Consider the following 20,783-nt stretch of genomic DNA (forward strand, 5'->3'; position numbering starts at 1 on the left):
GGTCGCGCCGCCCCTCATCGCCCTGCCGGGTATTTCTCCGCGTATAGTGACGGGGAGAAAGAGCTGTACTCACGCTCGCCCGATCATCACATGCAAAGCGTTCGCCGTTGCCACTTGCTCGGTGCAGCGATAGCCGAGCTTCACCATGTCGAGGCCGGCGAAAAGATGCTCGCCCGAGCCGAGCAGCACCGGCGAAATCGCCAGATGCATCTCGTCGATCAGCCGTTCCTGGAGATATTGCCGGAAAGTCGAAACACCGCCGCCGATCCGCACATCCTTGCTCCCGGCCGCGGCCTTAGCCTGTTCGAGCGCCGAGTGGATGCCGTCGGTGACGAAGTAGAACGTCGTGCCGCCTTCCATCGCGATTGGCGCGCGTTTGTAGCGGGTCAGCACGAAAGTCGGAACATGATAGGGGGGGTTGTCGCCCCACCAGCCTTTCCAGTTGTCGTCCGGCCATTCGCCGCGGATCGGCCCGAACATGTTGCGGCCGAGAATGTAGGCGCCGACATTCTCGAAACTGCGGATGGCGAAGTCGTCGTCGACACCGGTCGCGCCGCCATCCTTGCCAATCACCATCTGGTGGAACGTCCGGGTGGTGACCAACCATTTGTGCAGGGTCTCGCCACCGACACCGAGCGGATGTTCAAGCGTCTGATCGGGACCGGCGCCGTAGCCGTCGAGCGACAGGGTAAAACCGTTGACACGCAGCTTGGACATGATTGCCTCCTAAACCAGTTGTAAATTGCAATCGGTTGTTGAGTAGCTTGGCCGATTGCGAAATGCAAGCGGTATTTTCCGGCGCGATCGAGTCGGGCAGCGTCGGGATCGTCGCCGGAAAGGTAGCTGCCCGGGATATTGGGCGAAGCGGGTAAGGGATGCCGTCGCAATTTTTCGTCGAGAAAAGCGATTAGCTGGGCAACTCTGGGCCGGCAGCATCAAGGATGCGTTCAATGGCAACGCGTAGCGCCGGCAAATTGTCTGTCACGACAGCCCAGACGATGGCTTCGGAAGTCTTGTGATATTCATGACGCAGGATGTTGCCTATGCCACGAACCTGTTTCCAGGAAATTTCTGGAGCAAGAGCGGTTAGATCGTCAGGAATGTGCCGGGTGGCTTCGGAAATAATCTCGATACCGCGCTCGACGCCGTGGCGGAGCAGCCAATCGCTACGGAAATCTTCCAATGTCTTGCCGGTCGTAGCAGCATCGATGCCATCCAGAGCCGCCACGATCTCGGCGAGGATCGGCTTGATCCGACGCGGAGCCATCAAAATATACGCACGGCCGATCGTTCGATATCAGCCTTCAACATCGGATGAAGGCTGTCCCGCGTGGTGATGTCGATTTCGGCCGACATTTTCTCTTCGAGAAATTGTTTGATGCCGACGAGGTCGATCAGGGAAAAGCGCCGCGCCGGATCATAGTCTATGAAGAGATCAAGATCGCTGTCTGAACGTGCGTCCCCGCGCGCGGCCGACCCAAACAGATAAAGCGAGGTCGCGCCCATGCCTCTGATGGCATCTGCGTTCTTCTGCAACCGTTCGATCACATCGTTCCTGCTCATAGATCCATTCTAACGGATCCCGTTAGAATTCCAAAATCGCGAGGCAGGCCTAGCCCTTCAGCATCTGCGCCACCACCGGCGCAAAATAGGTCAGCACGCCGTCGCAGCCCGCCCGCTTCAGCGAAAGCAGCGATTCCAGCATCGCCTTCTCGCCGTCGATCCAGCCATTGGCGGCGGCTGCCTTGATCATCGAATATTCGCCCGACACCTGATAGGCGAAGGTCGGCATCTGGAACTCGTCCTTCAGCCGGCGGATGATGTCGAGATAGGGCAGGCCGGGCTTCACCATCAGCATGTCGGCGCCTTCGGCGAGGTCCTGCTCGGCCTCGCGCACCGCTTCGTCCGAATTGGCGTGGTCGATGTAGTAGGTCTTCTTGTCGCCCTTGAGCAGGCCGGCGGTGCCGACCGCCTCGCGATAGGGCCCGTAGAAGGCCGAGGCGAATTTCGTCGCGTAGGACATGATCGCCACGTCCTGGAAACCGTTGGCGTCGAGCGCGTCGCGGATGGCGCCGATGCGGCCGTCCATCATGTCCGACGGCGCGATGATGTCGGCGCCCGCCGCCGCCTGGATGACGGCCGCGGCGGCGACCTGTTCCACCGTCTCGTCATTGACGATGATACCGTCGCGCAGGATGCCGTCATGGCCGTGGCTGGTGAACGGGTCGAGCGCGGCATCGGTGATGATGCCGATTTCCGGAACCGCGTCCTTGATGGCGCGCGTGGCGCGGTTGATGACATTGTCGGGGTCGAGGATATGCGATCCCGTCTGGTCGCGCAGCGCAAGCTCGACATTGGGGAAGGTGGCGATGGCCGGGATGCCGAGCTTGGCGGCGCGCTCGGCCTCCTTCACCGCGAGGTCGATGGACAGGCGGTAGACGTCGGGCATCGCGGCGATCGGCTCGCGCGTGTTCTTGCCGTCGACGACGAAGATCGGCCAGATCAGGTCGTTCACCGAAAGCTGGTTCTCCTGCACCAGCCGGCGCGACCAGTCGGCCTTGCGCATGCGCCGTAGCCGCCGGCTGCCGGTGATCTCGTCGACGCTGCGCGTGCCGGCAGGCTTTGCGGGGGTGAATTTGTTCATGGTCAAACTCTCTTTTGCGCCGGCTTTTTATCACGCGTCTCCGCCGCTGACCAATGCGACACGATTGTGCCAGGGACGTGGCACACGTTCCTTCCCCCACTTTGTGGAGGGCGAGGAACCTCCTAGGGCTGCCCGTTCCCCGACAGGATCTGCGCCGCGCCCCTGATCGCAACACGGAACGCCTCGTCGAAGCTGACGCCGCGGACCTGCCAGCGATAGGTCTTGCCGCGATCGGCCAGCCGCCAGTCGGCGATCCAGCCGAGGTCCTTGTCGCTCCACACGATGCTGCCGGCGAGCGCCCGGGCCGCTCCCGCTTTCTTCGCGAGTTTGTCGAGCTTTGCCATATTGGCCGCCGCGACCGCCTTTTCGTCGAGGCCGCCGACCTGCCTGGCCTTTGGAAAGGCAATGCGCATCAGCAGTGGACTTGTGGCGTTGGCGAAGGATTCCCTCATCGTCTTGCCGTGGTCCTCATCCGCCGTCAGCACGAAATGCCGCGAACCCTGCTCAGCGGTCATGAAGACGGCGATAGGCGGCCGCTCGCCGAGCCAGGGCCTGCTGCCGAGCTGGGCCAACAGCTTGTCGACGACGGCCGGCTTATAGAGGCAGGTGAGATCATGCGGCCTGTCATGCGTGCCTTGCTCGTCATGGATCGGGATGCCTTCGAGCCGGTCGCGATAGCGGAAGGATTGCACGAAGTCGGCCGCTTTGTCGCGCAGGGCCAGCATCTCCGGCTTCTGCGACAGGCGCTGGTCGCCCGAGACCTTGACCAGCACCTTGTCGAGGCAATCCTTGAAGCCGATCTGCCGGTTTACGTCTCCAGTGCCGGTGACGATGGTCTGAGATTGATAAAGCTCGTTCGCAGTCGCGGCCTCGGCAGGGCAAGACATCCGTAGGATGGCGTTCAGGCCGATCGCTGCAGCCGCGAGGCGGGAAAATCCGGGCATGGCTTGCCGTCCGGTTCAAGATGCCCATTTTCTAGCACCGGGTGCGTGCGGTGGCCAAGGCGGATTGCCGGCTAAACGAAGGAGCAAGGCATGACCTTGATCTGGTTCATCTATGCCGCCTGGCTGCTGCTGATTGTTTATCTGACCGTTCAGGCAATCGGCGTGAAACGCGATACCGAGCTGCATTTGCTGCAGAGCTTCGGTTTGATGTTTGCCATGATCGCCGCCTTCCTGCTGCCGCGCCTGCCGTTGTTCGGCTTCGTCAACTTCGCCCCCGTCAACGCAGCCCTGGGCGGCATCGGCGCGGTGAACGCGCTTATCCCATTCGTATGGTAGCCTGCTTGCGGCGAAAGACGCTGCCTTATCCGTGGCACTCGACAATTGACGTTGGCCCGGTCGCCGCTTAGCACTTCTCCTCCCGCAGGCGCGGGGGAGGATTCTCTCATTATGGATTTTGGCGGAGGCGACGAGATCCGCTTCGAGCGGCTGGGCAAGGCGGGTGTGGTCACCTTGACCCGGCCGAAGGCGCTCAACGCCGTCACGCACAACATGGTCAACGCGCTCGGCAAGGCACTCGATGCCTGGGAAGAGAACGCCGGCATCAATGTCGTCGTCGTCAAGGCCGAGGGCAGGGCGTTTTCCGCCGGCGGCGATATCCTGCACATCTATGAGGCCGGCCGCGCCGGCAAGCCGCCTGTCGACTTCTTCGCCGACGAGTACCGGCTCAACGCCCGCATCGCGCGCTTCAAGAAACCCTATGTCGCGCTGATCGACGGCATCGTCATGGGCGGTGGTGTCGGCATCTCCTTCCACGGCTCGCATCGCGTGCTGACCGAAAACGCGCAGTTCGCCATGCCGGAGGTCGGCATCGGCTTCTTCCCGGATGTCGGCGCCAGCCACCTGCTGCCGGATCTCGGCGGCTCATTCGGCATGTATCTCGGATTGACCGGAAATCGCATCCGTTACGGCGACGCGCTTTGGTCGGGGCTTGCCACGCACACGATCAAGGCGGAGGACCAGGCGGGATTGCTCGACGAGCTGACGACCAGCAACGATCCGAATGCCGAGCTGCGCGATTTCTTCGTGCCGGCAAAACGCGAGACGGAGCGGCAGGACCTGGATTCGATCGCGCGCCATTTCTCAAAAGGCTCGCTGGCCGATATCGTCGCCAGTCTCGAACAAGCCGCCGCCGGCGACGCTTTCGCCGCCAAGACGCTGGCGATCTTGAAAACCCGCTCGCCGACCAGCCTCAACATCGCCTGGCGCCAGATCAGCGCCGGCTCGACGCTGTCGATGGACGAATGCATGAGGATGGAGTTCCGCATCCTGAACCGCATGCTTGCCGGCCACGATTTCTATGAAGGCATCCGCGCCGCCATAATCGACAAGGGCTCTACACCCAAGTGGCGGCCGGCGAGGCTGGATGAGGTCGATGCGGCCGAGATCGACGCTTATTTCGCGCCGCTCGGGGATAAGGAACTCGCCCTGTGAGCGAAGTCACCTCCAGGCGCGTGGTGCTGCAGCCCTCGACCACCGAGGTGATCTTCGCCTGGTTCCAGCGCGTGATCGCCGGCTATTGCCTGTTGTTCGGCATCCTCTATTGGATCCGCCTGATCGGCATCTATCCGGGCGAACTGTGGCGCTTCGACCTGATGCCTGTGCACTGGCAGGTGGCGGCGGCCATGCTCGCCGTCTTCTTCCCCTTCGCCGCCGCCGGCCTCTGGATGCTGGCGTCGTGGGGACCGGTGATCTGGTTCATCTGCGCGGCGACCGAGACGGTGATGTATGCCGGCTTCCCCGATCTCTTCGGCCATCGGCTGCTGATCGTCGTCTCGCATGCCTGCGTGGCCTTGCTCTACATCGTCTTTCGCGTCACCATATGGCTGCAGAAGCGCCAACTTCGCCAATGAGCATGATGCCGAAAAGTGTGAAGCGGTTTTCGGATGACATCATGCTCCACCCATAAAGCCGGCCGATGGCCTGCCTCCGCGGGGCGCTTTCTCAGCCCCGTTTCACCCCAAGATCCATTGGCTAAATCTTTAGGTTAATTGTTCTTGCTCGGGTGACCGATCGTTAAGCGTCTTCCGAAACCTCTTACCGGTAAGCTCTTGTTAGCCCTGGCGTTTAAGTCGAATTTTATGAGTATTCGATAGTGTCGCGATCAAGGTGAAAAACAAAAAATCACCAAGGCGACAAACGAGAGGCAAAGACAATGATCAATTCGCGTCCGGCGGCGAAGACCGCAAACGTATCCGACGATCGCCGCGAGGCTATCCGCTCGCTGTACATGGAATCGCTGCAGCTGGTGGAGCGTCTGCACCGCCGCCTGCTTGACGTGATCAAGGACGAGTTCGACCGCAACGGCCGCTCCGACATCAACGCCATCCAGGCGCTGCTGCTCTTCAACATCGGCAATTCGGAACTGACCGCCGGCGAGCTGCGCTCGCGTGGCTACTATCTCGGCTCCAACGTCTCCTACAATCTGAAGAAGCTGGTCGACCTTGGCTTCATCAACCACCAGCGCTCGCGCATCGACCGCCGTTCGGTCCGCGTCTCGCTGACGCCGAAGGGCAACGAGGTGGCCGACGTCGTCGCCGGCCTCTACGAGCGCCATGTCGGCTCGATCGAGGCGGTCGGCGGCATCAACACCGACGAGTTCAAGCAGATGAACCGCGCCCTGCAGCGGCTCGATCGCTTCTGGAACGACACGATCGCTTACCGGATGTGAGTGCTTCGGAATTGGGACGGGAAAGCCGCGCCGAAGAAGCACGGCCCCGGGGGGAAAGAATAGGAGGCCGGCGCCGAAGCGCGCCGGTCTTTTTCTTTATTGCGAAGGCGGGCATCTGCGGGAGCTTGACCGTCGCTTCGCGCGCATGAAGGCTCTGCGCCTGAAGGGCAGGGCAAAGATTTCATAAGGACGCGCTGGCATCTTGCGATGCAAAAAAGCATCGCTGTCATTTCTTTCATCTGGCCGCCGCATGCAAATCGCGGGCCAAGGCCACGTTGCCGCCATAATCGCGGTCAATGCGAGTGGTGGGTGATGCTGCGGGCCTATGCCTTGCGCTCCTTGGAACCTGCGTTGCGGCGGCGCGTTTCTGGCGGCCGACCGATGCGGGTCATGGTTGGCGAATTGTTAAGTTTGCCACCCCTAGAGTGCGGACAAGCCGCCCGGCAAGCAAGTTGAGCGAGAGCGATAAAGCAAGAATGTCTGCCATGAGAACCAGCCGCCGTTTCTTCCTTACCGGAGCCTCCGCGCTCGCCGCCGCCGTGGTCGCCGGCCATGCGAGCGCCCAGGATGTGATCGGGGATATCCTGAAATCCTCGACGCGCGGCAATTGGGACGATCAGTTCGACGCCCGCGGCACCGACACCAACAAGGTCGCCTCGACGCTGCCGATCTTCAGCCAGCAGACGGTGGCCTTCACCGAGCAGGCCGTGGCGCAGTATCAGAACATCGTCTCCCAAGGCGGTTGGGAACAGGTTCCGGCGACCAAGAAATTGCAGCTCGGCGTCGACGACCCGGATGTCGTCCCGCTGCGCAAGCGCCTGATGGTGTCGGGCGACCTGCCGCAGAGCGCCGGCATTTCGACGGCCTTCGATTCCTATGTCGACTCGGCGGTCAAGCGCTTCCAGCTTCGTCACGGCCTGCCGGCCGACGGCGCCATGGGCAAATACACCTATGCCGCGATGAACGTGTCGGCGCAGGTCCGGCTCGGCCAGTTGCAGACCAACCTGCAGCGCCTGAAGGAAAAGGCCGGCACGCTCGGCGACCGTTACGTGCTGGTCGACATTCCGGGCGCCCAGGTCGAAGCGGTCGAGAACGACCGCGTCGTGCTGCGCCACACGGCGATTGTCGGCAAGATCGACCGCCAGACGCCGATCGTCAATTCGAAGATCAACGAGATCATCGTCAATCCGTACTGGAACGCGCCCGTCTCGATCGTGCGCAAGGACATCATTCCGCTGATGCGGAAGGACCCGAACTACCTCAAGGACAGCCACATCCGCCTGTTCGCCCCGGACGGCAGCGAGGTCGATCCGATGACCATCGACTGGTCGACGGACGATGCCGCGAAATACCGTTTCCGCCAGGATCCCGGCAGCAACAATGCGATGGCCTCGGTCAAGATCAACTTCCCGAGCCCGGACGGCGTCTATATGCACGACACGCCGCAGCAGAGCCTGTTCGGCAAGCTGATGCGCTTCGATTCCTCGGGCTGCGTGCGCGTCCAGAACGTGCGCGACCTCGTCACCTGGATCCTGCGCGACACGCCCGGCTGGGACCGCCAGCATTTCGAGGCGGCGATCAAGACCGGCGAGAACACGCCGATCAATGTGGTCAATCCGGTACCGGTCCACTTCCTCTACCTCTCGGCATGGTCGACGGCTCCGGGCGTCGTGCAGTTCCGCGACGATATCTACGCCCTTGACGGCGCCACCGAGCTGCAGATCAGCTCCGCGCAGTAAGCATCTGATTCTTAAAAGAAAAAGGCCGCTCTCGCAGCGGCCTTTTTGTTTGGGCGACGCAATGCGCGCCTTACAGCAATTCCAGGAAAAGTGGGTGCGGTTTTCCGTCCGGAATTGCGTGAAAGTAAAGAGATAGAGCGGTTCGCCGTTTCCGTGAAACGGAGCTTGGGCATGGAGGCAGTAGGGGCGCGTCTTCGGCTTTCCGAGCGGCCTGCAACAAGACAATCGCGCCAGCATGGCAAGGCCCTTGCGGTACCCGGGCCGCGCGGCGCGGCCTCAGATGGCGCCCCGCGGATATCCGGTGGGCTGCTGGCACGTCCTGCCGATGACCCCGTGACAAGAATGACAAGCCCGCCGCCGCGGCGATGGCCGCGGTCGGCGTTGAATGTCAGCGTAGCTCACAAAAGTCAGTAAACCACTTTACGCAACCGCTTTACTAGCCAAATTTTATGGGATAGCGTTTGGCTCGTTGCTGGGCAGGATCGGACATGAGCACCATCAATGAAGTCGCGATAATGGCGAGGGTGTCGACCACGACCGTGTCGCGCTATCTCAACAATCGCATCGAGCTTCCGGCGGAGACGGCGGCGCGCATCGACGCGGCCATCGTGGCGCTCGACTACCGCCCGAACATCCTCGCCAAGCGCCTGAGTCTCGGCCGCTCCGAGGCGATCGGCATGCTGACGCCTGAAATCGCCAACCCGTTCTTTGCCGAACTGGCCGCCGCCGTCGAGGATGAGGCGGAAAAGCACGGCTATTCCGTGCTGATGAGCAGCACCGGCGGCAACCGGGAGCGCGAGCTCGCCAGTCTCAGGCGGCTGAAGGACGGCCATGTCGACGGGCTGATCATGATGACCAACCGGGCGGACGACGGCTCGCTCGCCGCCACGCTTCACCATTACGGCCGTATCGTTCTGATCGACGAGGACATTCCGGGCGTCAACGTTCCGAAAATCTTCGTCGAGAATCGCGAAGGCGCTCGCGCCGCGACGCGCCACCTCATCGAGGCCGGGCACCGGCGCATCGCCCATATCGGCGGCCCGGCGAAGCTGTTCAGCGCCATCGAACGACTGGCCGGGTACCGCGACGTCCTGGCCGAGGCGGGGATAGAAGTCCACGACGGCGATGTCCGCCAGGGCGAGTATTCGCGCGCGTTCGGCCGCGCCGCCATGCTGGACATCCTGGCCGGCGGCCAGCCGCCGACGGCCGTTTTCGCCGGCAGCGATTTCATTGCTATCGGCATCATGGAAGCGGTGCGTTCCAAAGGCCTCAACGTGCCGCAGGACATCTCGCTGGTCGGCTTCGACGACATGCCGTTTGCCGACCTCCTCGCGCCAGGCCTCACCACAATCCGTCAGCCGACCGCCGAACTCGGCCGCATTGGGTTCAGCACACTCAAGGCGCTGATCGACAAGGCGTCGCCGCCTGAACTCACACGGCTCCCGGTCGCGCTGGTCAAGCGCAACTCGGTAGCGCCGCCGCGCTCCTGAGACAGACAGTTCGCAACCAAGAAAGGGGAATGAAACAAATGACAAGATCGATCATGAAATCAATAGCATACGCCGCTGCTCTGGGGCTTGGCCTGGTGGCCGGACCGACACTCGCCGCCGACTTCAGCGCCGTCTATGTGATGTCGGACAATCTCGGCGACATGGGCTTCAACGACAACGCCGCCACCGGCTTCGCCCGCGCCGAGAAGGAAGGCGTCAAGACGCGCCTGCTGCAGGCGTCGCCGACCGATCCGCAGCTCTGGCGCCAGAATCTCGAAGCGGTATCGAATTCGGGCGAATGGAGCGTCGTTTTCACCGGGCCGAACATGCACGACAACCTGGCCGACGTCGCGCCGCAGCACCCCGACCAGAAATATGTCTTCTTCGACGATGAGTTGAAGCAGCCGAATGTTCTTTCGGTGAAATACGCGCAGAACGAAGGCTCTTATCTCGCCGGCGCGCTAGCCGCGATCGCGGCGACCGACAAGAAGGATTTTCCGCTCACTTCCGGCGATCCGAAGATCGCTGTCGTCGCTGGCATGGACCTGCCGGTCATCCAGGACTTCATCCTCGGCTTCAAGCAGGGCGCCAAGACCGTCGTGCCGGACATCGACGTGCAGGTGATCTTCATCGGCAACTTCAACGATGCGCAGAAGGCCTACGACCTGACCAAGACCGCGATCCAGAACGGCGCCAACGTCGTCTTCAACGTCGCCGGCCCAGCCGGCCTCGGTATCCTCAAGGGCGCGGCGGACTCCAAGAAATACGCCATCGGCGTCGATTCCGACCAGAGCGGCCTGCACCCGGACAATGTGATCGCCTCGATGATCAAGCAGATCGGCAACTCGATCTACGACTCGATCAAGCAGATCCAGGACGGCAAGGCCGAGTTCGGCAAGCTCAAGGTCTATGGCCTCGCCAATGAGGGCGTCGGCCTTGTCTACAACGACAAGCTGGTGCCCGCCGACATCAAGGCCAAGGTCGACGCCGCCAAGGCCAAGGTGGTCAGCGGCGAGATCAAGGTCGACACTGCTTTCAAGTAAGCCTCCCAGGACCTTGAAACGGGACGCTGCCAAGGCGGCGTCCCGTCATTCCGACCAGGAAGCGTGCCCCAGGAAGCGTGCCGATGAGCGACCCGGATATCATCTTGCGCCTTGCAGGCATCGCCAAGTCGTTTGGCGAGAAGGCCGCGCTCAGTCATGTCGACCTCGATGTCCGGCGCGGCGAGGTTCATGTCATCTGCGGCGAGAACGGCGCCGGCAAGTCGACGCTGATGAATATCCTTGCTGGCATTCACCAGCCGAACGCTGGCTCCATCGTGCTGAATGGCAAGACCGTGACGATCGCGGACCCGATTGCCGCGAGCCGCCTCGGCATCGGCATGGTGCACCAGCACTTCACGCTGGTGCCGTCCATGAGCGTGGCTGAGAACCTGTTTCTCGGCCGCCAGCCGCGCCGGCTGGGTATCTTCTCCGACCGCCGGCAGATGGTCGAGCGCGCCCGCGAACTGGTCGCGCGCTACAACTTCCGCCTCGATCCGGAAGCGCCGGTGCGCACGCTTTCGGTCGGCCAGCGCCAGCGCGTCGAGATCCTGAAGGCGCTGGCGTTCGACGCGGATCTCTTGATCCTCGACGAGCCGACCGCCGTGCTGACTCCGCCCGAAGTCGACGAGCTGATCGGTGTGGTCGACGGCTTGCGCGCCAGGGGCCGCACCATTCTTTTCATCACCCACAAGCTGCGCGAGGTGAAAGCCGTCTCCGACCGCGTGACCGTCATTCGCCATGGCCGCAGCATTTCGACGCGCAATACGGCCGATGTCACCGAAGCCGACATCGCCCGCGACATGGTCGGCCGCGACGTATTCCTGGTCGGCCGCAAGGGCAGTGGGCAGCGCAGCTTCGGCGCCCCGGTCCTGACGCTCGACAGTGTCAGCATGACCAATCATTCAGGCCGGCGTCTGCTCGACCGCATCTCTCTCCAGGTACGCGCCGGCGAGGTTCTGGGCATCGCCGGCGTCGACGGCAACGGCCAGACCGAACTCGCCGAGGCAATCGCCGGGCTGATGCCGGTGCAGGCGGGCAGGATCCGCTTCGGCGACCGGGATTTCACCGACGCTGATCTATGGGAGCGCCAGCAGGCCGGTCTCGGCTTCGTGCCGGAAGACCGCCTCGACCGTGGCCTGAGCGTCACGATGAGCGTCGCCGAGAACGTCGCGGCGACGAACTACAGCCGCGCCGGATTGCTGTCCGGCGGCCTGATCAATCGGCAGAAGCTGGACAGCTTCGCGGGCGAGAAGATCAAGGAGTTCGACGTGCGCGGCGCGCAGCCTGCCACGCAGGCCGGCTGGCTCTCCGGCGGCAACATGCAGAAACTGGTGATTGCCCGCGAGCTGGAGCGCGACCCATCGCTGCTCCTGATCTGCCAGCCGACGCGCGGACTGGACATCGGCGCGTCCGAATTCGTTCACGCGCGCATCCTGCAGGCCGCCGACCGGGGCCGCGCCGTGCTCCTGATCTCGTCCGAGCTCTCCGAGATCTTCGCGCTCTCCGACAGGATCGGCGTCATGTATTCGGGGCGCATGATGCGCGTCCTCGACCGCGCCGAGGCCGACGAGGAGACCGTCGGATATCTGATGAACGGCGGATCGAAGGAGGCTGCGTAATGGCGCCGGCGCTGTCCAATTTCCTGCGCGTCATTCGCGCGCCGCTCGCCGCGATCCTGCTCACGCTGGCGCTCGGCTTCCTGCTGGTCGCGTCGATCACGGATGAGCCGGTCCGCGCCTATCGCGACCTGTTGCTCGCCAATTTCGATTCGCTCGGCAACTTCGCCCTGTTCCTGAACCGCGCCACGCCGCTCACCCTGATCGCGCTCGGTGTCGTCTTCTCCTTTCGCGCCGGCATCTTCAATGTCGGCGGCGAGGGCCAGCTCTACGCGGGCGCGGTCACCACCACCGTCGTCGCCATCGCCGGCGCTTCGCTGCCGGCCTTTATGCTGATGCCGCTCGCCATCGTCGCCGGTTTTCTTGCCGGCGCGGTGGTCGGCTGGATTCCGGGCGTGCTCAAGGTGCGTCTCGCCGTCGACGAGGTGGTGACGACACTGATGCTCAACATCATCATTCTCCTGATCACCTCCTGGCTGGCCAACCAGGTGATCCGCGACACCACCGCCTATGGCGCGGTGAGCTGGATGGTGCCGAGCTCGATCTGGCTGCCGCCCTTGCCTTTCGTTCCGCGCGCCACCAGCGGCTTCCTTGTCGCCGCCGTGCTTGCCGTCGTCTCATGGATCGTGCTGTTCCGCACCCGATGGGGCGCGGAGGTTCGCGCGGCCGGCACCAATCTGCGCTTTGCCGAGGCCACCGGCGTGCCGGCGGCGCGGCGGGTGATCTCGGCGATGGTCATCGCCGGTGGATTGGCCGGGCTGGCCGGAGCGCTTTATGTGCTCGGCGTCGGACACCGCTTCGAGCAGAATTTCTCGCCGAGCTACGGGCTTGTCGGCCTCACCTGCGCCCTGCTTGCCCGCGTCCATCCGATCGGTTCGCTGGCGACCGCGCTCTTTTACGCCGCGATGCTGAATGGTGCTGCCTACATGCAGATTTCCACCGATGTGCCGCGCTCGCTGGTCAACCTTTTGACGGGCCTGCTCGTGCTGCTGATGACGGCGCGGCTGCGTCGCGCCGCCCAGGCAGCGTGAGGAGGTAAGGGATGAACCTCGCATCGCTGCTCGCCGCGGTTCTTGAACAATCGACCCCGATCCTGCTTGCCGCGCTGGCGGCAATGATCACCTTGCGCGCCAACATCCTCAATGTCGCGGTCGAGGGCATGATGCTGGCGGCCGCCTTCGCGGCCATCGCCGTCGGCGACTGGAGCGGCAGCGCCTGGCCGGCCTTCCTGTCGGCGCTGGTGGTCGCGGTGATGCTTTCGCAGCTTCTGGCGCTGCTGACCTTGCGCTTCTTCGCCGACTTCATCGTGGCGGGCCTTGGCATCAACCTGCTGGCCGCCGGCGGCACGCTCTTCATCCTCGAGCGCTACTACAACAGTCCAGGCGGGCTGAGGCCGATCGCCTTTCCCGACATCTGGCATGTGCCCGCCGGATCGCTGTCCTGGCTGCCGGTGCTCGGGCCGGCCTTCGAAGGCCAAAGCATCATCGTGCTGATCGCGCTTGTCGCGGTGCCGCTCACCTATGTCTTTCTCTACAAGACGCCGCTCGGCGCCAGCCTGCGGGCCGCGGGAGAGGACGAGCACGCCGCGCGCTCCGCCGGCATCCGCATCGCTGTCATGAAAGCCCTGTCCTTGGCGGTCAGCGGCTTGCTGGCCGGGCTTGCCGGCGCGCAGCTTGCCATGGACAAGCTGCATTTCTTCCTGCCGGACATGACCAGCGGCCGCGGCTTCATCGGGCTGGCCGCGACGCTGTTCGGCGGCGGCCAGCCCTGGATGACGGCGGCGGCGTCCTTCCTGTTCGGCTTCTTCGGCGCGCTGGGCGACCGCCTGCAAGTGTTCGCCATCCCCTCGCAGTTCGTGCTGATGCTGCCCTATCTCGCCGCCATCATCGGCCTGACTTTCGCCCGCTGGCGCATCCTGGCGCGTAACCGGCCGGCCAGAATTCAGGGCAATCCCCAATGACGAAGCCGATCATCCTCGACTGCGATCCGGGCAATGACGATGCCCTGGGCATCCTGGTCGCCGCCGGCCATAAGGCGCTCGACCTGAAGGCGGTGACGACGGGTGCCGGTCATCTTGCCGGGGACCGCACCGCGCGCAACGGCGCAATCGTCCTTGCCGTTGCGGGGCGCAAGGATGTCCCGGTTTCGGCCGGCGCCATGGGGCCATTGGTGCGCGAAAGGTTGATCGCCGGCATCCTCGACCAGACCTGTGCGCTCGACCCGGAGCGGCCGGATCTCGAAGCGGTCAACCTCGATCCACGCCACTCCAGCGACCTCATCGCCGAGATGGTCCTTTCAGGCGCCGCCGACACCGTCGTCACCACCGGTCCGCTGACCAATCTGGCCATGGCGCTGCGGCGCAATCCCGGCCTGGCGGAGAGGATCGGGCGCATCGTCTCGCTCGGCGGGGCCTGGGGGCTCGGCAACAAGACAGCGGCGGCGGAGTGGAATGTTCTATGCGATCCGGAGGCGGCAGCCATCGTGTTCGGGGCCGGCATTCCCTTGACGCTTCTTTCGATCGACGTGGGACCGCAGGCGGTTATCACCGAAGGATTGATCGCGGACGCCGAGGCGATTGGCGGCAAGGTCGGGCTCTTCGCTGCCGAGCTCCTGCGCTCCCTGAACACGACATTCCGCCCGGGTGTGTTCGGGCCCGTCGCAATGCCGCTCAACGATCCCGTGGCATCGCTCGTCACGGCCGAACCTTCCCTGGCCAGGACCGTTCCGGCTCGGGTCGAGGTCGAGCTCGCCGGCAAGTTCACCTATGGCCGCACGGTCATCGACTTTGCCGGACGCTCGGGGCCGCCGAACGCCGAAATCGCCGTCGAGCTTGATGGCGAGGGCATCCACGCCGCCTTCATCGCCGCATTGAAGCGGCTGGCCAGCCGGTCTTACAAAACGGGAGAGGAAGTATGACAAAGAGCCGTCGCGTCCTGATCGCGGGCGAATCCTGGACCGTTCATTCGATCCACCAGAAGGGCTTCGATTCCTTCACCACGACGGAGTACGCCGAAGGCGTGCGCTGGCTGCGCGACGCCCTCGAAGGCGGTGGCTGGGACGTTGTCTACCAGCCGGCCCATGTCGCCGCGCGCGACTTCCCCTTCAGCGCCGGCGAACTGGCGAAGTTCGACTGCATTATGCTGAGCGACATCGGCGCCAACACCCTGTTGCTCCATCCCGACACGTTCGTGCGGTCGAAGACGCTGCCCAATCGCCTCGAAGCGATACGCGACTATGTCCTCGGCGGCGGCGGACTGGTGATGGTCGGCGGCTATATGACCTTCCAGGGCATCGACGCCAAGGCGCGCTATCGCGACACCGAAGTCGCGGAGGTGCTGGGCGTGGCAATGGAGGCGGGCGATGACCGCGCCGAGCGGCCGCAAGGCGTGAAGCCGCGTGTTGCCGCAGCAAGTCATCCGATCGTCGGCGGCCTGGAAGCGGAGTGGCCGGCGCTGCTCGGCTACAATCGCTTTGCCGCCAGGCAGAAGGCGACGGTGGTCGCGACCGTCGGCAACGATCCCTTGATCGTCGCGGCGGAGTTCGGCAAGGGCCGGTCGGTCGCCTTTGCCTCCGATTGCGGGCCGCATTGGGCGCCGCCCGCTTTTGTCGATTGGCCGGGCTACACGACGCTTTGGCGGCAGATCGTCGGCTGGGCGGCGGGAGCCTGACATGGTGACGCTCAACATCATGCGCTGGGGCGACTGCGGCGCGCCGAAGACGATGGTGGCGCTGCACGGCATCACCGCCAATGCAGGCGCCATGACCGAGCCGGCGCGTGTGCTTGCCGCACGCGGCTGGCAGGTGATCGCTCCCGACATGCGCGGCCACGGCGAAAGCGCGCGAGGCAATGGCGACTTCTCTTTCGACAACCTGCTCTCCGATTTCGCCGGGAACCTCCCCGCCGGACCGGACGTGCTGCTTGGCCATTCCTTCGGCGGCACGCTGGCGCAGCTTGGCGTGCTGCGCGGCCTGTTCCGGCCGAAGGCGATGCTTCTGGAAGACCCGGTCTCGCATTTTGCCGACAAGGCGACGCCGAAGGGCATGCTGGACTGGGACGAAGCAAATCTGCCCCACGACATCGAGGGGCTGCTGAAACTCAATCCCGGCTGGTCGCGGCGGGACGCTGCCTGGAAAGTCGTGTCGCTCGAGCAGATATCGTTCGATGACGCGCGTTCAGCCTTCGCCGGCAACGCACCCTGGGACCTGCGGGATGAGGCGGCGCGCCTAGCCCGGATGCTGCCGACAGTTTGGGTCCTGCCGGAAGTGAGCCGGTTTGTCCCGCCCGACGACACCGCGCGCCTGCGGTCAGAGGTCGGCGAGCGGTCTGTCGTCGTGATGCCCAATGTCGGCCATAGTATCCATCGCGACGCCACGCAGGCATTCGTCGACATAGTCGAGACACTGGGAGCCGGCACTTGGTTCGACCGCTGAACGACGGGCACGATTTCGTCTTCCAACTGGGAGGGCATGCGCCGCGGCTTTCCGTCAGGGCTGGCGAGCAATTCACGGTGTTCACCGAGGACTGCTTTTCCGGCAAGCTGACGAGCGTCGACGGCAAGCCGCGCGAGGTCGCGCCCTATCCGAAAGTCAACCCGCTGGTCGGTCCGATCGCCGTCGAAGGGATCAGGGCCGGCGATATCATGGCGATCCGCCTGCATCGCCTGGAGCCCGCTCGTGACTGGGGCGTGGCGACGATTTCGCCGAATTTCGGCTTCCTGTCGGGAACCCGCGCCTCGCCCAACTTGCAGCAGGAGCAGGACGAGCGGGTGTGGATATGGCGCCTCTCGCCGGATCGAACGCAGTTGACCACACGGACCTCCTCCGGCCGCACGCTGCGCGCCGGCTACCGGCCTTTCCACGGCACGCTGGGCGTCGCGCCCGCTCATGGCGAGGTTCGCCTCGGCGTCGTTCCCGGCGACTTCGGCGGCAATTTCGACATCCCGGACCTGAGGGAAGGCGCGACGCTCTACCTGCGGGCCAATGTCGATGGCGGGCACATCTATATCGGTGACGGACATTACGCGCAGGGCGATGGCGAGATCGCGGGCACCGCGGTCGAGGGCGCCTTCTTCACGACCCTGTCCGCCGAGAAGGCGGTGCCGGATGAGAGCTTCGACTGGCCGCGCCTGGAGACCGAAAGCCATATCGGCGTCATCGGCTGCGCGCGGCCGCTGGACGACGCCGCCCGCATCGCGGTCGCCGGGCTGGTGCGCTGGGTGGCGCAACGGACAGGCATGGACACGATGGACGCGCATCAACTGGTCAGCCAGACCTGCAGCCTGCGCATCGGCAATGTCGTGAATCCCGCTTTCACGGCGCTTTGTTCCGTACCCAAGGCGGTTCTGTCGCATTAGCGGAACGGCGACGCGTCCGCGGTTGATACGGCCGCGTGACGTCCGGCCGGCTGGACGCGACGCCGGCAATTGCCCATGGTCGGTCGACCAGCCGGAGTCGCGCCATGGACGTCGCCGTCTTCATTCTCGTCGTGCTCGCCTTCGTAACCGTTTCCGGTGCGCTGGTGCGGCTGGTGCGCGTGCCGCTGCCGGTGCTGCAGATCGCGATCGGCGCCGCCCTGGCCTGGCCGGCACGCGGCCTGCATGTCGAGATCGACCCGGAGCTGTTCCTCCTGGTATTCATTCCGCCGCTTCTGTTCGGCGATGCGTTCTCGGCGCCGAAGCGCGAACTGATAGCGTTGCGCAGCCCGATCCTCGACCTCGCCATCGGGCTCGTCTTCTTCACCATCGTCGGCTTCGGTTACGCCTTGCACTGGCTGGTGCCGAGCATCCCGCTGGTCGTCGCCTTCGCTCTGGCCGCCGTGCTGTCGCCGACCGATGCGGTCGCCGTGTCCTCGATCGTCGACCGCAATGTCGTCCCGGCGCGGCTGATGCACATATTGGAAGGCGAATCCCTGCTCAACGACGCCTCGGGTCTGGTGATGTTCCGCTTCACCGTCGCGGCGGCGCTGACCGGCAGCTTTTCGTTCGCCGCGGCATCCCTGAGTTTCCTCTTGGCAGTGGCGATCGGCATTCTCGCCGGCATCGCGGCGCTGTTCATCGCCGCGAAGTCGTTGCAGATCCTCGGCCGCATCACCAGCACACCGGCCGAGGCGCAGGTGCTGGTCATGGTGCTGTTGCCCTTCGTCGCCTATCTGATCGCCGAGCATTTGAACGCGTCGGGCGTTCTGGCGGCTGTCACCGCCGGCCTGTTGACCGGATATTCCGGCATCGTCCGCCACATGGCTGTCTCGGCGCGCATCCAGACGATCTCGCTCTGGTCGACGCTGATCTTCATGTTCAACGGCTCGCTGTTCATCCTGCTTGGCCTGCAACTGCCCGACATCATCCGCAAGGTGCCGCCGGAACTGACGACCCGGCATTGGCTGTTCGAGCCGGCATTGACCGTGCTCTTGCTCACGCTCTGCCTGATCGGCCTGCGCTATGTCTGGATATGGATCGGCGACATGGGCGCCGTGCTTGCCGCGCGGCTCCGCAAGCGCAAAGCCGAACCCTTTGGTTTTCGCGTCAGGCTCGCCGGTTCGATCGCTGGCGTGCGCGGCGCCGTCACTCTGGCCGGCATCCTGTCCCTGCCGCTTACCTTGCAAGACGGCTCGCCGTTCCCGGCCCGCGACCTCGTGATCTTCCTCGCCGCCGGCGTCATCATATGCTCGCTGGCGATTGCGAGCCTTACCCTGCCTACGGTCGCGCGCGGCCTCGTCGAGCCCGGCGAGCATCCAGGTGCGGCCGAAGAGCGCCGCGCCCGCGTCGGCGCCGCCAACGCGGCCATCGCCAGGATCGAAGGCCTCGCCAGCGACGGCAATGAAGGGGAGGCGGCGGACATGAAGCTTGCCATCGCCGAGAGCGTCGCATCCATCTACCGGCGGCGCATCTCGCTCTCCGACGGCGCCGACGAAGCGCGCGCCGAGGCCCGCGAATCCGGGCGGATCGAGCTCGGATTCAGGCTTGCCGGCATCGAGGCCGAGCGGGCCGAACTGCAGGCGATGCTTCGCCGTGGCGACATCAATGACCATACGGCGCGCAAGCTGTTCACCGAGATCACCTTCTCGGAAGCGATCCTCAAGGGCCGCGAACCGCGGGATTAGAACTGGACGGGTTTGTCTTGGCGCAAACCGGCCAGCAAATTTCGCGCCGCAAACGTGGCGGCCCGGAAACAACTGTGTTAATGCGCGGCGACCTCGCAGACCTCCGGCCCCAAGGGAAAGCAAGCCATGTCAAACGCAGCGGCAGCCTCCAGCAAATTCGAATCCTTCTTCGAGACCACGCTTGCCGACGCCGATCCGGAAATCTTCGGCGCCATCCGCAACGAGCTTGGCCGCCAGCGCCACGAGATCGAGCTGATCGCGTCGGAAAACATCGTGTCGCGCGCCGTGCTCGAAGCTCAGGGCTCGATCATGACCAACAAATATGCCGAGGGTTATCCGGGCAAGCGTTACTATGGCGGCTGCCAGTTCGTCGACGTGGCCGAGGAACTGGCCATCGAGCGCGCGAAAAAGCTCTTTGGCTGTAACTTCGCCAACGTTCAGCCGAACTCGGGCAGCCAGATGAACCAGGCCGTGTTCCTGGCGCTGCTGCAGCCCGGCGACACCTTCATGGGCCTCGACCTGAATTCGGGCGGCCATCTCACCCACGGCTCTCCGGTCAACATGAGCGGCAAATGGTTCAAGGTCGTCTCCTACGGCGTGCGCAAGGAAGACCATTTGCTCGACATGGACGCGATCGAGAAGACCGCGCATGAGACGAAGCCGAAGCTGATCCTGGCCGGCGGCACCGCTTATTCGCGCATCTGGGACTGGAAGCGTTTCCGCGAGATCGCCGATTCGATCGGCGCCTATCTGATGGTCGACATGGCGCATATCGCCGGCCTCGTCGCCGGCGGCGTGCATCCGTCGCCGTTGCCTCATGCCCATGTCGTGACCACGACGACCCACAAATCGCTGCGGGGTCCGCGCGGCGGCATGATCCTGTGCAACGACGAGGACATCGCCAAGAAGATGAATTCGGCGGTGTTTCCGGGCTTGCAGGGCGGCCCGCTGATGCATGTCATCGCCGCCAAGGCGGTGGCGCTCGGCGAGGCGCTGAAGCCGAGCTTCAAGGCCTATGCCGAAAGCATCATCGCCAATGCCAAGGCGCTGGCGTCCAGCCTGCAGGAGACGGGCCTCGATATCGTCTCCGGCGGTACCGACAACCATTTGATGCTGGTCGACCTTCGGCCGAAGAACGCCACCGGCAAGCGCGCGGAAGCCGCCCTCGGCCGCGCCAACATCACCTGCAACAAGAACGGCATCCCGTTCGATCCGGAAAAGCCGTTCGTGACGTCGGGCGTACGCCTCGGCACGCCGGCCGGCACCACGCGCGGCTTCGGCCAGGCCGAATTCCGCGAGATCGGCAAGCTGATCGCCGAGGTGCTGGACGGGCTGAAGGTGGCGAATTCCGACGACGGCAATGCGGCCGTCGAGGCCGCCGTCAAAGCCAAGGTCACGGCGTTGACCGACCGCTTCCCGCTTTACCCCTATCTCGGCTGATCCACGCTCGGTTGCCCTCCGTCGGTTGACCGCGCGACAT

Annotated in this window: 21 protein-coding genes; 16 read left to right on the forward strand and 5 right to left on the reverse strand. The window is 64.2% G+C overall.

Annotation, left to right across the window (positions count from 1 at the left end; translation table 11 throughout):
- Positions 1-69: 69 nt before the first annotated feature.
- The 5 genes from FJ414_RS03685 to FJ414_RS03705 form a co-directional block, all read right to left on the reverse strand.
- A complete protein-coding gene (locus tag FJ414_RS03685; RefSeq protein WP_140641383.1) occupies positions 70-717 on the reverse strand; it encodes a dihydrofolate reductase family protein in 648 nt (215 codons plus the stop codon).
- 190 nt (positions 718-907) lie between these two features.
- Positions 908-1,267, reverse strand: a complete 360-nt coding sequence (locus tag FJ414_RS03690) for a HepT-like ribonuclease domain-containing protein (protein ID WP_140641385.1) — start codon at positions 1,265-1,267, stop codon at positions 908-910.
- Complete coding sequence (locus FJ414_RS03695; RefSeq protein ID WP_140641387.1) at positions 1,267-1,563, reverse strand: nucleotidyltransferase domain-containing protein; 297 nt, start codon at positions 1,561-1,563, stop codon at positions 1,267-1,269. The genes FJ414_RS03690 and FJ414_RS03695 overlap by 1 nt, the downstream gene beginning before the upstream one ends.
- 49 nt (positions 1,564-1,612) lie before the next feature.
- On the reverse strand, positions 1,613-2,644 hold the full coding sequence (gene hemB, locus FJ414_RS03700; protein WP_140641389.1) for a porphobilinogen synthase: 1,032 nt from the start codon (positions 2,642-2,644) through the stop codon (positions 1,613-1,615).
- 122 nt (positions 2,645-2,766) lie between these two features.
- Positions 2,767-3,588, reverse strand: coding sequence for a DUF2066 domain-containing protein (locus tag FJ414_RS03705; protein WP_140641391.1), 822 nt, complete (start codon positions 3,586-3,588; stop codon positions 2,767-2,769).
- A 90-nt stretch (positions 3,589-3,678) separates the two neighbouring features.
- Here FJ414_RS03705 and FJ414_RS03710 point away from each other — a divergent pair, with 90 nt between their 5' ends.
- From FJ414_RS03710 to glyA, 16 genes are all read left to right on the forward strand, one after another.
- Positions 3,679-3,924, forward strand: coding sequence for a hypothetical protein (locus FJ414_RS03710; protein WP_140641393.1), 246 nt, complete (start codon positions 3,679-3,681; stop codon positions 3,922-3,924).
- A 111-nt stretch (positions 3,925-4,035) separates the two neighbouring features.
- Positions 4,036-5,079 carry an enoyl-CoA hydratase/isomerase family protein gene (locus FJ414_RS03715; protein ID WP_140641394.1) on the forward strand — a complete coding sequence of 348 codons (1,044 nt, stop codon included), beginning with the start codon at positions 4,036-4,038 and terminating at the stop codon, positions 5,077-5,079.
- Entirely contained in the window at positions 5,076-5,498 is a 423-nt protein-coding gene (locus FJ414_RS03720; protein WP_140641396.1) for a DUF6163 family protein, read from the forward strand. Before FJ414_RS03715 ends, FJ414_RS03720 begins: the two co-directional genes overlap by 4 nt.
- A gap of 302 nt (positions 5,499-5,800) precedes the next feature.
- Positions 5,801-6,316: a MarR family winged helix-turn-helix transcriptional regulator gene (locus FJ414_RS03725; protein ID WP_040983294.1), complete on the forward strand. Its 516-nt coding sequence runs from the start codon at positions 5,801-5,803 to the stop codon at positions 6,314-6,316.
- Between the two features lie 485 nt (positions 6,317-6,801).
- Positions 6,802-8,055, forward strand: a complete 1,254-nt coding sequence (locus FJ414_RS03730) for a L,D-transpeptidase family protein (RefSeq protein ID WP_140641397.1) — start codon at positions 6,802-6,804, stop codon at positions 8,053-8,055.
- Positions 8,056-8,543: 488 nt separating this feature from the next.
- Complete coding sequence (locus tag FJ414_RS03735) at positions 8,544-9,545, forward strand: LacI family DNA-binding transcriptional regulator (RefSeq protein WP_140641399.1); 1,002 nt, start codon at positions 8,544-8,546, stop codon at positions 9,543-9,545.
- A 53-nt stretch (positions 9,546-9,598) separates the two neighbouring features.
- Positions 9,599-10,588: a BMP family ABC transporter substrate-binding protein gene (locus FJ414_RS03740; protein ID WP_181167104.1), complete on the forward strand. Its 990-nt coding sequence runs from the start codon at positions 9,599-9,601 to the stop codon at positions 10,586-10,588.
- A gap of 83 nt (positions 10,589-10,671) precedes the next feature.
- Positions 10,672-12,207 (forward strand): ABC transporter ATP-binding protein, encoded by a 1,536-nt coding sequence (locus FJ414_RS03745; protein ID WP_140641403.1) that lies wholly within the window; start codon positions 10,672-10,674, stop codon positions 12,205-12,207.
- Entirely contained in the window at positions 12,207-13,235 is a 1,029-nt protein-coding gene (locus tag FJ414_RS03750; RefSeq protein WP_140641405.1) for an ABC transporter permease, read from the forward strand. The genes FJ414_RS03745 and FJ414_RS03750 overlap by 1 nt, the downstream gene beginning before the upstream one ends.
- Before the next feature lie 11 nt (positions 13,236-13,246).
- A complete protein-coding gene (locus FJ414_RS03755; RefSeq protein WP_140641407.1) occupies positions 13,247-14,164 on the forward strand; it encodes an ABC transporter permease in 918 nt (305 codons plus the stop codon).
- Complete coding sequence (locus FJ414_RS03760; protein ID WP_140641409.1) at positions 14,161-15,120, forward strand: nucleoside hydrolase; 960 nt, start codon at positions 14,161-14,163, stop codon at positions 15,118-15,120. The genes FJ414_RS03755 and FJ414_RS03760 overlap by 4 nt, the downstream gene beginning before the upstream one ends.
- On the forward strand, positions 15,117-15,872 hold the full coding sequence (locus FJ414_RS03765) for a glutamine amidotransferase (protein ID WP_140641411.1): 756 nt from the start codon (positions 15,117-15,119) through the stop codon (positions 15,870-15,872). The genes FJ414_RS03760 and FJ414_RS03765 overlap by 4 nt, the downstream gene beginning before the upstream one ends.
- A gap of 1 nt (position 15,873) precedes the next feature.
- The gene (locus FJ414_RS03770) at positions 15,874-16,635 is read left to right on the forward strand and encodes an alpha/beta hydrolase (RefSeq protein WP_140641413.1); all 762 of its coding nucleotides are present in this window, start codon (positions 15,874-15,876) and stop codon (positions 16,633-16,635) included.
- Complete coding sequence (locus tag FJ414_RS03775; RefSeq protein WP_140641415.1) at positions 16,620-17,558, forward strand: acetamidase/formamidase family protein; 939 nt, start codon at positions 16,620-16,622, stop codon at positions 17,556-17,558. Before FJ414_RS03770 ends, FJ414_RS03775 begins: the two co-directional genes overlap by 16 nt.
- 104 nt (positions 17,559-17,662) lie before the next feature.
- Complete coding sequence (locus tag FJ414_RS03780) at positions 17,663-19,303, forward strand: Na+/H+ antiporter (protein ID WP_140641417.1); 1,641 nt, start codon at positions 17,663-17,665, stop codon at positions 19,301-19,303.
- 126 nt (positions 19,304-19,429) lie between these two features.
- Complete coding sequence (gene glyA, locus FJ414_RS03785; protein WP_140641419.1) at positions 19,430-20,743, forward strand: serine hydroxymethyltransferase; 1,314 nt, start codon at positions 19,430-19,432, stop codon at positions 20,741-20,743.
- The last annotated feature ends 40 nt before the right edge of the window (positions 20,744-20,783 follow it).

Source organism: Mesorhizobium sp. B3-1-6 (assembly GCF_006439555.1).
GTDB lineage: Bacteria > Pseudomonadota > Alphaproteobacteria > Rhizobiales > Rhizobiaceae > Mesorhizobium.